Genomic DNA, 13,443 nt, shown 5'->3' on the forward strand with positions numbered 1-13,443 from the left:
AGTCATCACGACACCCCCGACGCACTGGATCCGGGAACCGCCGGGTGTGGCTGCGCAGCGGTGAAGCCGACGGGAGCGGCCGAGTGCTCTATTACCGGCGGCTGTGGCGCTGCCGGCGGTTCGATCGGCTCCGCCCCGTTCGTCCCCGCCCCGGAGGAAACACGATCCGCGGCTGACTCGGTCCCGCCGCTCGGCTGCGGCTTCTGCTGCTGGGCGAGCATGCCGCGGGTCAGCCGGCCGGCGAGAACTCCGGCGGCAGCGGCGCTCGCGAGGAACAGCCCCGGCCGACGGCGCGCGAATCCGCGGATCTCGCTGACCACCTCACCGGGCTCCCGTTCCTCAAGCCAGTGCGCCGTGGAATGCGCGCGCTCGGACAGTTGCCGGGCCAAGTCCGGTCCGATACCGGTTCCCTCCGCGCGTTCGGACATCACGCCGAACTGGTCGGCCAACGCGTGCAAGCTCTGGGCAGCCTTTTGCTGGCCGTCCCTGGCTTGCGAAATCATGCGATCGCGGCTCTCGCGCAGCAGGTCGCGGGTCTCTTGTTCCGTCTGTGCCGCAACGTGTTTCGCTTTCGCCACAGCTTCCTGTGCGACGGCACCACCCCGGTCGGCAGCAGTCGACGCAACTTCCTTCGCCTGGTCCATCGCACCCTCGGTCGCGCCCGGTGAACCGCCGGCGTTCCTCGGCGGCGACTGGCCGCCTCGTTGCTCTGTCATGTCGTCTCTCCCACACATCAGCGCGTCGCCACGCTCCCTGCGCGGATCGCGCGAACGTGTCGGCCACCCGCATTGGGCGGCGGGCTACCCGTGAGGCGAAGCCGCAAACCGCCGTCTTTTCGGACGGCCGTTCTCAGAGCCGCCTGAGGCACCGCCAACCGGCTTGAGGCGCGCCTTCCCGGCAAACTGGCCGCTTTTTCAGTTTGGACAGGAACTGTCGCGGTACCCGTCGGCACGCAGAGCACGAAGCCCGACGCGAGCCGTCGAGTTGTCAACCGCCGGAGGAAACATGAGCACACCCGAAATCGATCCGGTCACCGCGGAGAGCATGGAACAAGACGCCGACTTCGGCCAGGAACACACCGAACCCACCTTCCGCGACCAACCTCCGGCGTCCTCGGACAACAACACCGAGGACGAGGGCGGCGGTGATCACGGCGGCATGCAGCCGCGGTGAGGACAGGACGCCCACGGCGGAATCGACTGCTCCCAGAGGCTCGGCCGCGCGGGTGGGTCCCTCGGGAGCAAATGTCGCGTAGAGCCGCTCGACCTCCTCAGCCACGCCGGCGTCGCGCCGACAGCCAGGGCGAGTTCGGCGCTCTCGGCGTTGGAGAGGTCGGATCCGCGGTGCCGCGGACCGCGTCGCGAATCGGGCGGCGATCGGGCATTCGGTGAGCTGGTTCAGCTTGCACTCGGTGTCTTCGCGAAGCCGTGGGTCTGCGTCGGCTTCTTCTGGGCGGGGCGCTGTGACGAACTCGGTTTCGAGTTCCCTCAGTCGGCCCGGCAACGGCGCACCGCTTCTCGGCCTCTGCGATGACCGCACCGCCGGTCAGCAGGCACCGGCGGCAACGATGATCGTGTCCACGGGGCGGTTTTGCATCCCTGCACTTGTGCCGGACCCCCAACGTGGCCGTAGCGGGAGATTCGCCCGGAACACCGATTTCGGTGAACGGGTTCGGCGGAAGACCGTAAACGAGCGCAATCGGCTCGTCGGCGGCCGTCGGAGCAGGCGCAGCCGGTGCCCGACCGGCCACCCTCTTCGGCAGGCGGAGTACTCCCGTCCGCACCGCGCGTAACCGGGGGTGGCGGCTTCGTCATGGTCGACCGAAGCCCTCGGGGCGGGTGCTGAATGCGCTTTTCGGCCGCGTGCGCGATTGGCGGGCGTCGTCACGGGTAGCCGGGCGCCATGACGAACACGCACAAGAGCTGCAGTGAGGTGGAGCCGGCTGCCACTCCGCACCGCCTGCTTGCCGCGGCGGAGCGGGCGCGGGCTTTGGACGGGGCCGCCGAGCTGGTGGTGAAACCGTTGCGGCGTCTCTTCGGTGGAAGGGCCGGCCGGACGTTGCGCGGTCGTGCGTTCGGGCACCCGCTGCGCCCACCGGCGGTCACCGGGCCGATCGGGGCGTGGCTGCACTCGGCGCTGCTGGACGCTCCGCCCCGCAACGAAGCCGCCGCTCGCCGGCTCGTGGACATCGGGCTGCGGGCCACGCCGCCGACGGTGGTGCTGGGCGCAGCGGACTACAGCGAGATGGGGGACCTGTCACAGCGCCGCGTCGGCCTCGTCCACGCCGCGACCAACGCCGTCGCCGCCGGGATTTTCCTGACCTCCAACCGCCTTCGGCTGGGTGGCCCGGCCAAGGCCGGCACAGCCCTCAGCCCCGTCGGCTTGCTCGCGCTCAGCTGCGGGCGCGCGCTCGACGGGCACCTGTCCCACGCCCAGGGCGCCGGCGCCTTCCGCCGGCCATCCGCGAGGACGGAGGCGCCGTGATGACCGACTTCCTGGCGATCTATCTACGCGACCAGTTCGCGCTCGGAGTCACCTGGCGAGCTGTCGCGCGCCGCGCCCGGGACAACAACAAGGGCACCGAGCTCGGCGCGGCGCTGGCGGAGGTCGCCGACGCGATCGCAGAGGACGTGCGGACCTTCGAGGCGATCATGGGCGCTCTCGGAGTGCGGCCGAGTCCGGCCAAGGTCGCGGTGGCGTCCGTCGCGGAACGGCTCGGCCGGCTCAAGCGCAACGGCCGGTGGCTGTCGTACTCGCCGCTGAGCCGCTTCCTGGAGCTGGAGATCCTCGCCATGGGCATCGAGGGCAAGAAGATCCTCTGGCACACCCTGGACGAGGTGGCCAACTTGCGCGAACGACTCCCGGACACCGACTTCGACGAACTGCTCGCGCGGGCCGCCCGGCAACGGCAGACGCTTGAACCGTTCCGGCGGCAGGCCGGAGCCCGCGCGTTCACCGCGGAAATGTGAGCCGATCACGGGCGGCGCTCACGCTAGGCGACCATTGGCGCGCCGGCGTCCCTGCGGTCTCGACGCCGGTCCACCAAAGCGGCTGGGCAGTAGACGTGCCGCATTCCTCAACGAGGGCTGTCCGACAAGCTGCATCTGCGCTGGGTGCCACAGGAAGCATTGCCTGGATGTCCTCCAACGCACCGGGTCGAGCGTGATGTCCTCGAGCGCGCGTCGGCGTAGGGCAGCGACAGCAATTCAGACAGAATCAGCGAATGCGGAAGTCGCCCGCCACTCTGCGGTAGGCAGCGGCGTGCTCCGCGACGTCACCGAATCTGGTCCGCTGGTGAGGTTCGCGATTCGCGCGGGTGCCGCGCAGCCCGCCGGATCGCGGCCACGGGGGCGTGTCACGCCCGCTTCTGCGGTGGCACTGCGGGCGCCAGGTGGCGACCAGGGCGGCGGCGAGGAGGAGTTCGGCGATGTCGCCGCCGTAGTACATGATCTCCGCGGCGCCTTGGACCTGGGTGATGGGGGCGTGGATGGTGATCCAGTAGCCCCCGTACATCAGCTGTGAGATCCCTGCGTGCAAGGCGATGGCGCAACCGAGATAGATCAGACGGGTGCGAACGCCGGGCCGGGCGGGGGCAGGGTCGGGCCCGGCGATGACGAAGGCGAACAGGAAGCCGGCAAGCAGGAAGTGCGTGTGCAACAGCCAGTGGCCGATCGGCCGGCTGGTCAGCACGGTGTAAAGCGGGCTGAAATAGAGCACCGCGAGGCTGCCGGTCGACAGCAGCAACGCGAGTGCGGGATGTACCAGCAGGCGAGCTGTCCGGCTGCGCAGGACGGTGGTGAGCTGTCGGCCGCGGCGGGCGGACACGGCGCGCAGTACCAGGGTGGCGGGCGCACCGAGCACCAGTGCGAGTGGTGCGTACATGCCGATGAGGAGGTGCTGCATCATGTGGCCCCGGAAGTCGGTCTGAGCCCACGGCGCGACGGGCGGCAGGAGCGCCACGGCCAGCAGGACGAGGCCGATGGTGAAGCCGGCGGTCCGCCACCGGCTCCAACCCAACGCCGGGTTGCGACGGCGGGCGCGTCGGGCCAGGTGCAGGTACCCGGCGGTGCCGACGGCCAAGGCGAGTGCGGGCACCACGATCGAGAGGATGCCGGTGCCCGGCTCAGGGGTGTGTCCGGTCATGTCCATCAGCCGCGCCCTTCTGCCGACCTGCCGGCCGGGGCGGGATCGTAGGGGCGCCCGCTGCGCTGGAGGAGGTAGCCGCCGGCGAACAGCAGGGCTCCCACGATGAGGAAACCGATGTCCCACCAGAGCTGGTACGCGCCGCCGTGCACGTGGTGGATCCCCAGGATGTGGTGGTCCAGGACGCCTTCGACGAGGTTGAACAGCCCCCAGCCGGCCAGGATCCAGCCCCACAGGCCGCGCGAGGTCCACACGCTGCGGCGGTCGTGGGTGACGCGGGAGTAGAGGATGGCCATGCCCAGCAGAACGGACAGCCAGCACACGGTGTGGAAGACGCCGTCCCATACCGTGTTCATCTCTAGCCCGGAGACGGTGGCGGGGTCGTAGTACCTCACCCCGATGTTGTCGGTGTTCGTGCTGGTCAGCATGTGGTGCCACTGCAAGAGTTGATGCAGCAGGATCCCGTCGATGAACCCGCCGAGTCCCACTCCGAGCACTATCCCCGGCAGCCGCAGGCTCGCTGGTGCCACGACGCTACTGCTCTGCGCTGTGTTGGTCATCGCAGGGTCTCCACTCCGGTCGGGCGATCGTCCGGCTCCCGATGCCCCGGCTGCCCGTCGTGACGCTGGTCAAACACAGTCGGTCGGGCCGTTGTCTCGGCGAGCACCGATCCACTATCAGGGACGAGCAAACTCACCAAGGCCGAGAAGCTCGGTGGCCGATCCGCCTGGGGTGCCATGACCGACGCGACGGTGTCATCGAGGCGGGCCGGATTCCCCCGGGCTCTGTGCCTGGCCGAGATCCAAGCGGGACGTGCTGCCGACGCACTCCGCAAGAACCACCCCTCCGCATCCCGGTGACCTGTTGGACCGGCCCGTGGCGATAAGGAGGGCGAACCGGGCGCGGTCGGTGCTGGTGCGCGCGACCACAAAAGCTTTCGCGCCGCGTCGTTGCCCGGGAGTCCGCCGAGCCGCCAGATCAGGTTCGAAGCCCGAAGGTGTCGCCGCGACTGGCTGGTCGGCGACCGCGGTGTGACGTGGTTGGAGGAGTACGACGACCTCCACGCGTGGGGCATCGTGGACGACAAGGGGAACGCCGCGCGGACGCTGGACCCCAGGATGCAGGCCCGTATTCGCTTAAGGGCCAGGCAACCTCGTGCTCCGGACGAGCGGAGTATGCGGAGTGTCGACGGACCAGGTCATTCGCTCGGCTCACAGGAAATGGGGCGAGCTTCTTGTTCGGGTTTCCCAATGACTGCCGAGGTCGTCAGCGCGCGTCGATCACGTCCGGATTCCGTCGAGCACGATTTCGACGGCCCGCTGGCGCTGGGCATCGTCCACGTAGACCCCGGCAGTCACGGCGAAGACGACACGCATCACGTCGTCGGCACTCACGTCTGCACGTACGGCCCCGGACTGCTGGGCGAGCTCGAAGAGCGGATCGGCGACGCCGTAAATGGCTTCGCGGCTCGGCAGGTACCCCTGGGACTCGCGGGTCAGCACCGTGGTGAGGACGTGTTTGGTTGCCAGGTGCGTGACGAATCGGCTCAGCCACGCGGCGAGGGCGCCCCACGGGTCGGTCCGGTCTAGTCCCTGGCCGTACTTGACGAGCTCGCTGACGGAGGTCAGGTAGACGTACTCCATCAGGTCCACGCGCGTCGGGAAGTTGCGGTAGAGCGTCGCGATGCCCACACCTGCGCGCCGCGCTATCTCTTCCACTGGCGCGTCCGCTCCGAGTTCGGTGTACGCCTCCGTCGCGGCCGCGACCAGCGCGTCGAAGTTGCGCCGCGCGTCGGCGCGGTGTGGGCGGCGTTCCGCGATCAGATCGTCGAGTCTCAACCGTCGAACCTCCGTCGGCTTGAAAATGATAACTAGAATCCGGTAATATGATAACTAGAATATCAGTCTAGGTGGAGGCTCATATGGTGCAGAGCGAGTCGTCGGCGCGTTCCGTCACGATCGGTGGTGACCTGGATGTGGCTCGCATCGGTTTCGGCGCGATGCAGCTGACTGGGAAGCAGGTCTGGGGCGAGTACCCCGATCGCGACGGGGGTAAGGCGGTACTGCGTGCAGCCGTGGAGGCCGGCGTCACCTTCATCGACACGGCCGATGTCTACGGGCCGCACACCAACGAGGTCCTCATCCGCGACGCATTGCACCCCTACCCGGACGACCTGGTGATCGCCACCAAGGGCGGATTCGTGCGCGGTGGGTACGACTACTCCACGCTCGGCGCCGTCGGAAACCCCCACTACCTGAGGCAGAGCGCTCACCTGAGCGCTCGCCGGCTGGGTGTGGACACCATCGACCTGTACTACCTGCACAGTGGCCGGGCCACGGACGCCCCCTTCGAAGACCAGGTCGCCGCCCTCGCGGCGCTGCGCGACGACGGGGTGATCCGTCACATCGGACTGTCCAATGTAACCCTCGAGCAGTTCCGGGCCGCCCAGGCGATCGTGGAGATCGCAGCGCTCACCGCGCACTTCAACGCGAGTGCTCGCACCGGGGCCGACCTCCTGCGGGCGGCCGAGCAAAGCGGCGTGGTCTTCTCGCCGTGGCACCCGGTGACGTTGACCGAAGGCCCGGACACCGAACGGGTCATGGCAGTGGTCGAGCCGATCGCCGCCAAGCACGGCGTGACGGCCCGGCAGATCGCACTGGCCTGGTTGCTGCACCGTTCGCCGGTGGTGTTGCCGATTCCCGGGACCACCAGCGTCGCGCATTTGAAAGACAATCTGGCCGCAGCGGAGATCGAGCTGTCCGAAGACGACGTCGCGGCGATCACCCGCCTCGCTCCGGAGGCGTGAGCGATGCGACGCGCACATCTCAGGACCTGGGCAGCCGCGTGGGGCGCGGTGAGCGTTGCGCTGCTCGCAGCCGGGTACCGGCGACCGCTTCCGCGGGTGACCGGTCCGGCGTCACCATCGCGACCGTGTCCAACCCACGGCCCGACCTCGTCAGTGGCACGGAGCTGCTGGTCCGCGTGACCGCACCCGGCCCGGCCCCGGTTCGCCTGCGGGCGGACGGCCGACCGGTGGCTGGCCTGACGCGACAAGCGGACGGGAGCTTCCTGGGGCTCGTGCGCGGACTGCGGCCCGGAGCGCACCACCTCGTGGCGGACTCCGGCCGAGGCCGCGGTGACGGTGCTCGACCACGCCGATTCGGGCCCGGGTTTCTCCGGACCGCAGCAGCAGCCGTACTACTGCGAGACCACGGCGTTCGGGCTGGCGCCGGCCCGCAACTCCACTTGTTCCGCGCCGGCTGTGGTCAGCTACCAGTACCGCACCACCGCCGGCGCCTTCCGGGCTTTGGCCGATCCGGACGACCGCCCGGCCGACCTGGCGACCGCGAAGATCGGCGGCCGAACGGTGCCCTACGTCATCCGAGTCGAGACCGGCACGATCGACCGCGCCGTCTACGAGGTGGCGGCGCTCTACGACGGGCGCGAGCCGTCCCCGCTGGGGCAGGACACGAGCTGGAACCGGAGACTGGTCCACTCATTCGGTGGCGGCTGCAACGGCGGGCACCACCAGGGCAGAAGCACCGGTGACGTGCTCGACGACCTGTTCCTGTCGCAGGGGTACGCGGTCGCTTCGTCCACCCTCAACGTCCTGGAGAACAACTGCTCCGCGATGCTTCGGGGCCGTTCTACGGCTTCAACCGGCCCGGGGTCGAGCCGTCGGAAGCCATGATCGAGAACTGGTGGCGCCAGGGCATGATGGGTGGCGCGAAAGCGCACTACGACGGGATCGTCGCGTTCTCCCAGACCGACTTCACCGAGGACCTGAAGAAGATCACCGTGCCGGTGCTGGTCATGCACGGCGACGACGACCAGGTCGTCCCCTACGCCGACTCGGCGCCGCTGTCGGCGAAACTCCTGCAGAACGGCACGCTCAAGACCTACGCGGGCTTCCCGCACGGCATGCCCACGACGCAGGCCGAGACGATCAACGCCGACCTGCTCGAATTCATCCGGTCCTGACCAGCCTCGCGGCGGACGATCCGGGGCGGCAGCCGCCTGCGGGTGCGCCGGGATCAACCGGGGCACTGGCGGTCGCCGGCCGGTTTCTCGCCGACCGTGGCGAAGACGCCGAGCTCGACATCTGGCCGGCGGCACCGCACAATTTCTTCGGAAAGGTCGCACCGGGGGCAAGCACACCCGGGTCCGGATCGATTCCTGGCTCAACGCGCGCCTCGACACCGTGCCGTTCCGCCCGTCCCGGGGTTACGACCGGAACGCCCCCTTCCCGAGCAGCTTCGGCTCGACCCACTCGGTCCCTGTGCGCGGGCGGGGCCTGGGTCGGGTAAGGGGCTGGTTCGGCCACAGGATCCTGCCCGGCTGCTTGGCCGGGTGATCGAGGGTCTTCGGCGTGAAGCCGGAGCGGACCTCGCCGACGAGGGGTAGCCGGCTCGCGGCGGCTCCCTCGCCGCCGACGGCAGCCTGGCCCGCCCAGATCCACGCGCCGATGCCTACCGGGCGCGAGAGCCAGTGAGGAACCCGTGCACTGCAGCGAGTCGGGCGCGAATCGTCAGATGCTGGCCAGGATGTCGAAGCCGGTGTGGTCCGCGGTCGCCAGATACACCGTCTGCTCGGTCCGTGCACGATCGACCAGGATGTTGCCGCGGGGGCCGTGGTAGCGAGAATGCTCGGCAGTCGCGCGCAGCTGTTCCACGTTGCCGGAGCCGGTCCGGTTCGCCAGCTCGGCCAGTATCCACAGTCCTTCGTAGCAGGATTCGCCGGGCGCGTTGAGCACCGGAGCCTCGGGACCGAACCGGCGGACGTAACGGGCTCCGAACTGGAGGCTCTCGGCCGTGGGCAACGTTTCGAAGTAGCCTGAGGCGACGAACACGTCCTGCGCCGACGACGCACCTATCTCACGCAGCATGTTCTCGTCCATGAGTGTCGAGAACCTGGCGCATTGGTCTTGCAGGCCGCGTCGGGCGAACTGCTGATTGAACTCGACCGCGTCGTGCCCGACCAGGAACATCAGTACCCCGTCGCAGGCACTGTGCTCGATCTGTCGCAGGACCACATCGAAGTCCGACGTCCCGAGGTCCACGAACGCGGCACCGTCGACCCGCACTTTGTCATGGTCCCGGAGGAACTGCCGGGCGAGGGCGGTGGAACGGTGCGGCCATGCGTAGTTGTTGCCGACGACGAACCATCGCCGGACGCCGATCTCGTCGGCCATCCAGGTCAGGGCGGGAAGCAGCTGGATTTCGGGGGTCTCACCGATCGCGAACACCCCAGGCGTTGACTCACCACCTTCATAGAGTGCGGTATAGACATACGGAACCCGCCCTCGTGTCCGGGGAGCCAGCCGCTGGCGCACCGCGGAGAGATGCCAACCCACCACAGCGTCTATCTGCCCGGCGGTGATCAGTCGATCTACCTCGAACGCGACCCGATCCACGCCCGCCCCGCCGTCGACGACCCTCAGCTGCACCGGACGGGCGAGCACACCTCCCGCATTGTTGATTTCCTCGGCCGCCAGCCGGGAACACAGCACGCAGGACGCCCCATAGATCGCCGCAGGCCCCTGCAAGGGGACGACCAGTCCCACCCTGAAAGGGGCCTGCCGCTCGAACATCACGGCGCCGTTCCCGGACCGACGCATTCCCCCGGAATGTCCATGCTCGTTGGAAACTCCGGCGACTGCGGCGATATTCCCCAGACCCTCCCCGCCCCAACTGCTGCTCTCGGCGGCGGACACCCAGCCGATCCGACGACACGGACGTGAGGGGAGCGGGCATCGAAAGGGGCTCCGGTGCTCGCAGGGCATCCGGCAGCCGCGACACTGCCTGACACCAGCGCCGAGGAAAACCCCGGCTGACCTGTACAGGTTGGCTCTAGGTGGCGCGAAGCGACACTGGCTGAAACGGCAATCCCGGGGATGAGAAGTCCTTTGGTGACCAAGGCCGGCCAGCGGCTCTCTGGATACCCTCTGGCGCAGGAGGCAATAGCCGGCGGTCGATGGGGTTGTCGTTGCCTTCCGCCCTTGGCGGAGGCGCTTCCCATGCCGACCGGTGCTGTCGTGTTGGCCAAAGGGCCGGGCCAACTTACGCCGAGAGGGGCACAGGTGCCGCGCGGCCAAGCACCTCTGAAGATCCACCCGTTCGGAGGGAGCCCCTTATGGCAGGCACCTGAGCCCAGTTCGCACGCGCAGCACCGCTGCTCCACATGCGCCCCGGATTCTCGACCTCCGATGCTGTCCGGATGGGCAAACTCGAACTTTGCCGGCCGAAAAACCCTGGACCTTATGGTCTGGTGGCAATTTCCGCGGCTTGAGCTGTCGTCAGCATCTCCGCCGCCGATGAAGTCGGATCGCCCCGGGCAGGCGCGGCAGCTCGATGCCGGCCAGGTTCAGGACTTGATCGGGGGGTGTCAGGCTGGCTTCACGGTGTACGAGCTGGGAGATCGCTTCGGCGTCGAGCGGCGGACGGTCAGCCGCACCCAGCGCGCCACCACGGCGTCCGGATGCGGCGGCGTGGGCTCTCGCCGCCCGCCTCGGCCCCGCTCACGAGGGGCGCCTCCATCGACGGATCGTACTGTCGATCAGGCTGGGTGCTGGGGGATCTGTCGCCGGTGAACTCCACTTGACAGACAAGACGGTAAGCCGGACGTCTTCGGCGACGAGTTCGGCCAGGCGCCGCGACAAGTCCTCGGCCACGCAGGACGTGTTCGAGCTCGGCGGGAAGACACCAAGCACATCGGCGCGAAGCAGCTGACCCCTCGGTCGGCATGACCTGCAGCCAGCCGCTGTCCGCGTCGCCAACCGCGATGGCCCCGCTCGAGCCGGAGCCCGGCGCGCAGCGCGGTCAGCACCGCCGGTGGCCGGTCGGGGTACTCGGGTGGGTACAGGTCGCGGTGGAGGCCCGGTGGTTCGCACTCGTTGAGGAAACGCGCCCCGGTCAGCCGTTCGCCGAGCCGCCCGGTGTCGGCGGCGAGGACGAACACCCCGTCGGCGGCGCTCGGCATGGGGCGCTCTGCTTCGAACTCGCTCATCGGCGCCTGATTACCCGGCTCACCCGCGGGTAACCGGATCGCATACGAAGGGGGCCACCGAAGTCGCGCCTCCGGACCGCGCCGGGGACGACTGTCCGCAGCGCCGCGAAGGGTGCCATCGCTGGTGAGCGCCCCACTGCCACCGCGGCAAGGCTCAACGCCGGCCGCCGAGGAGGGACCGATGATCGAAGTGACGCGCGTGGTCGACGCCCCACCGTCTGCGGTGTTCGCCGTCCTCGCGGACGGCTGGACGTACTCGGGCTGGGTGGTCGGCAGTTCTCACATCCGGGACGTCGACGCCGCCTGGCCCGCGGAGGGCGCACGGCTGCACCACAGTGTCGGCGTGTGGCCGTTGCAGCTGGAGGACACCACGGTCGTGCTCGCCGTCTCATCGGGGGAGTCCCTCCGGATGGAGGCACAGGGCTGGCCCTTCGGCACGGCGGATGTCGAGGTGACGCTGACCGCCGACGGTGGGCCGAGGGGAGGCACGCTCGTGCGCATGCGCGAGCGCGCTTTGCGGGGGCCGGGAAAGCTGCTCCCGGAAGCGTTGCAGGCATTGGTGCTGCGGCCGCGTAACCGCGAGTCGCTGGCGCGGCTGGCCGCGCTGGCGGAGGGCCGGGCGCGCAAGACCGTCGAGCCGTAGCTTCGCCCCTCACGCGGCCGCCCCCGAGCGCGGCCGCGCCGGTTCATGAATCCTGCGGACGGCTGTCAGCCGTACACCGCACGGTGCGCCGCCTTGATCAGCGTCGCGTAACCCCCACCGAAGATTCCGTTGCGCGCCAACGCCGCGCGGGCCGCGTTGGCGCCCGGTCCGCCGTGGACGGCGCCGCCGGGGTGGGCGGAAGCGCCGGCGAGGTAGAGGCGGTCCACAGGGGTGTCGGCGCGGCCCAGGCTGGGCACGGGACGAAAGAAGAGCTGCTGGTGGATCGCGGTGGTGCCCCCGTTGATGGCACCGCCGACGAGGCTCGGGTCGTGCGCGGCGAGTTCGGCCGGGCCCTGGACGTAGCGGGCCAGGATGCGGTCGCGGAAGCCCGGCGCCTGGCGCTCGATCGAGTCTTCGATGGCCGAAGCCCGGCGGGAGAGCGCGGACGGCGTGGCGACTGAGGCGCGCGGCACGTGGGTGTAGGCCCACACCGCTTCGGTTCCCGCGGGGGAGCGGGTCGGGTCGGCCGTGGTCATCTGGCCCAGCAGCAGGAACGGCCCCCGGGGCACGCGGCCGCGGGCGAGCTCGGCGCCGAACGCGGCCAAGCCGTCCTCGTCACAGCCCAAGTGGACGGTCCCGGCACCCGCGGCCTCGTGCGCCGTCCACGGCACCGGGCCGGACAACGCCCAGTCGACCTTCACGGTCGCGCTGTCCCACTCGAACCGGTGGAGATCCTGGATCAGCCGGGCGGGCAGCCACTCCGGGGCGACCAGCTTCCCGTACAGCGCAGGCGCCGGCACGTCGGCCAGCACAGATCGCCGGGCGCGGACCACGTCGCCGTCGGCGCACCGCACGCCCACCGCCCGGCCGCCCGCCACGAGAATTTCGTCGACTTTCCGTCCACACTGGACCGATCCGCGGTCACCCAGCCGTTTCACCAACGCCGACACCAGCTCCCCGGCCCCGCCTTCGGGTACCGGGAACCCGACGTCCTGCGCCAGCATCGTCAGTAGCCACCCGAAAACCGCACTGCCGGCGTTGTCCACCGACAGGTCGCTGTGCGCGGCGTTGCCCGCCAGCAGCAACCGCGCGCCCGCCCCGGAAAACCGTTCCTCGCCGAACCGGCGGACGGGCAGCGTCAGCATCCGCGCGAGACGCAGGGCTTCCGCGGTACCGGTGCGCCGCAGCAACCGGGTGGCCGGCCGCACGGGCGGGAACGGCGTGAACAACGCGTCGAGCAGCCGGTCGCGCAGGTACCGCCACTGGCCGAACAACTCCTGCCACGCGTCGCCGTCACCGGCGGAGAACCGGTCCACGGACGCCGCGGTGCGGTCGACGTCGCGCGAAAGCAGGGCGCACCGGTTGTCCGGCAGCACGTGCGCCAGCACGTCGGGCGCGTGCCGCCAGCGCAGGCCGTGGTTTTCCAGCCCCAGCCCGCGCATGATCGGCGACGCGGCCGACATCGGGAAGAACGCACTGCACAGATCGTTGCGGAAGCCTGGCGCGGTCACCTCGGCGGTGCGCACCGCCCCGCCCGGGGTGTCCGTCGCTTCCAGCACCAGCACGTCCCAGCCGGCGTCGGCCAGCAGGTTCGCGGCCACGAGTCCGTTGTGCCCGGCTCCGACCACGATCGCGTCGACGGTCTCCACCAC

11 protein-coding genes and 2 pseudogenes are annotated in these 13,443 nt (G+C 69.7%); 7 read left to right on the top strand and 6 right to left on the bottom strand.

Annotation, left to right across the window (positions count from 1 at the left end):
• Positions 1-5: 5 nt before the first annotated feature.
• The gene (locus AB0F91_RS36950; protein ID WP_360605355.1) at positions 6-644 is read right to left on the bottom strand and encodes a hypothetical protein; all 639 of its coding nucleotides are present in this window, start codon (positions 642-644) and stop codon (positions 6-8) included.
• Between the two features lie 361 nt (positions 645-1,005).
• On the opposite strand from AB0F91_RS36950, the gene AB0F91_RS36955 reads away from it, so the two are divergent.
• The 3 genes from AB0F91_RS36955 (at position 1,006) to AB0F91_RS36965 (ending at position 2,969) form a co-directional block, all read left to right on the top strand.
• Entirely contained in the window at positions 1,006-1,173 is a 168-nt protein-coding gene (locus AB0F91_RS36955) for a hypothetical protein (protein WP_360605357.1), read from the top strand.
• 729 nt (positions 1,174-1,902) lie between these two features.
• A complete protein-coding gene (locus AB0F91_RS36960) occupies positions 1,903-2,484 on the top strand; it encodes a DUF2231 domain-containing protein (protein WP_360605359.1) in 582 nt (193 codons plus the stop codon).
• Complete coding sequence (locus AB0F91_RS36965) at positions 2,484-2,969, top strand: hypothetical protein (RefSeq protein ID WP_360605361.1); 486 nt, start codon at positions 2,484-2,486, stop codon at positions 2,967-2,969. The genes AB0F91_RS36960 and AB0F91_RS36965 overlap by 1 nt, the downstream gene beginning before the upstream one ends.
• Before the next feature lie 247 nt (positions 2,970-3,216).
• On the opposite strand, the gene AB0F91_RS36970 is transcribed toward AB0F91_RS36965, so the two are convergent.
• The 3 genes from AB0F91_RS36970 to AB0F91_RS36980 form a co-directional block, all read right to left on the bottom strand.
• Entirely contained in the window at positions 3,217-4,149 is a 933-nt protein-coding gene (locus AB0F91_RS36970) for a cytochrome c oxidase assembly protein (RefSeq protein ID WP_360605363.1), read from the bottom strand.
• A complete protein-coding gene (locus AB0F91_RS36975; RefSeq protein WP_360605365.1) occupies positions 4,149-4,703 on the bottom strand; it encodes a DUF2243 domain-containing protein in 555 nt (184 codons plus the stop codon). Before AB0F91_RS36975 ends, AB0F91_RS36970 begins: the two co-directional genes overlap by 1 nt.
• A 720-nt stretch (positions 4,704-5,423) precedes the next feature.
• A complete protein-coding gene (locus AB0F91_RS36980; protein ID WP_360605367.1) occupies positions 5,424-5,981 on the bottom strand; it encodes a helix-turn-helix domain-containing protein in 558 nt (185 codons plus the stop codon).
• Positions 5,982-6,064: 83 nt separating this feature from the next.
• Between AB0F91_RS36980 and AB0F91_RS36985 the strand changes: the two genes are divergently transcribed.
• From AB0F91_RS36985 to AB0F91_RS36995, 3 genes and pseudogenes are all read left to right on the top strand, one after another.
• Positions 6,065-6,949, top strand: coding sequence for an aldo/keto reductase (locus AB0F91_RS36985; RefSeq protein WP_360605369.1), 885 nt, complete (start codon positions 6,065-6,067; stop codon positions 6,947-6,949).
• Between the two features lie 176 nt (positions 6,950-7,125).
• Positions 7,126-7,834, top strand: a pseudogene (locus AB0F91_RS36990) (DUF6351 family protein).
• Positions 7,780-8,124: pseudogene (locus AB0F91_RS36995) on the top strand (alpha/beta hydrolase); the annotation flags it as partial. The pseudogenes AB0F91_RS36990 and AB0F91_RS36995, both read left to right, overlap by 55 nt.
• Positions 8,125-8,671: 547 nt before the next feature.
• Here the strand turns inward: AB0F91_RS36995 and AB0F91_RS37000 are convergent.
• Positions 8,672-9,856, bottom strand: coding sequence for a substrate-binding domain-containing protein (locus AB0F91_RS37000; protein ID WP_360605371.1), 1,185 nt, complete (start codon positions 9,854-9,856; stop codon positions 8,672-8,674).
• Positions 9,857-11,329: 1,473 nt separating this feature from the next.
• On the opposite strand from AB0F91_RS37000, the gene AB0F91_RS37005 reads away from it, so the two are divergent.
• Entirely contained in the window at positions 11,330-11,791 is a 462-nt protein-coding gene (locus AB0F91_RS37005) for an SRPBCC family protein (RefSeq protein ID WP_360605373.1), read from the top strand.
• Positions 11,792-11,856: 65 nt separating this feature from the next.
• Here AB0F91_RS37005 and AB0F91_RS37010 read toward each other — a convergent pair whose 3' ends face one another.
• Positions 11,857-13,440, bottom strand: a complete 1,584-nt coding sequence (locus AB0F91_RS37010) for an NAD(P)/FAD-dependent oxidoreductase (RefSeq protein ID WP_360605375.1) — start codon at positions 13,438-13,440, stop codon at positions 11,857-11,859.
• Positions 13,441-13,443: the final 3 nt, after the last annotated feature.

The organism is Amycolatopsis sp. NPDC023774 (assembly GCF_040639695.1).
In the GTDB taxonomy this organism is placed as follows: Bacteria; Actinomycetota; Actinomycetes; order Mycobacteriales; family Pseudonocardiaceae; genus Amycolatopsis.

What these genes read in the sequence shown, in the direction of transcription:
- AB0F91_RS36950 (WP_360605355.1), bottom strand. Translation starts at nt 644, where the DNA reads ATGGACCAGGCGAAGGAAGTTGCGTCGACTGCTGCCGACCGGGGTGGT.
- AB0F91_RS36975 (WP_360605365.1), bottom strand. Translation starts at nt 4,703, where the DNA reads ATGACCAACACAGCGCAGAGCAGTAGCGTCGTGGCACCAGCGAGCCTG.
- AB0F91_RS36960 (WP_360605359.1), top strand. Translation starts at nt 1,903, where the DNA reads ATGACGAACACGCACAAGAGCTGCAGTGAGGTGGAGCCGGCTGCCACT.
- AB0F91_RS36955 (WP_360605357.1), top strand. Translation starts at nt 1,006, where the DNA reads ATGAGCACACCCGAAATCGATCCGGTCACCGCGGAGAGCATGGAACAA.
- AB0F91_RS36970 (WP_360605363.1), bottom strand. Translation starts at nt 4,149, where the DNA reads ATGGACATGACCGGACACACCCCTGAGCCGGGCACCGGCATCCTCTCG.
- AB0F91_RS36985 (WP_360605369.1), top strand. Translation starts at nt 6,065, where the DNA reads ATGGTGCAGAGCGAGTCGTCGGCGCGTTCCGTCACGATCGGTGGTGAC.
- AB0F91_RS36965 (WP_360605361.1), top strand. Translation starts at nt 2,484, where the DNA reads ATGACCGACTTCCTGGCGATCTATCTACGCGACCAGTTCGCGCTCGGA.
- AB0F91_RS37005 (WP_360605373.1), top strand. Translation starts at nt 11,330, where the DNA reads ATGATCGAAGTGACGCGCGTGGTCGACGCCCCACCGTCTGCGGTGTTC.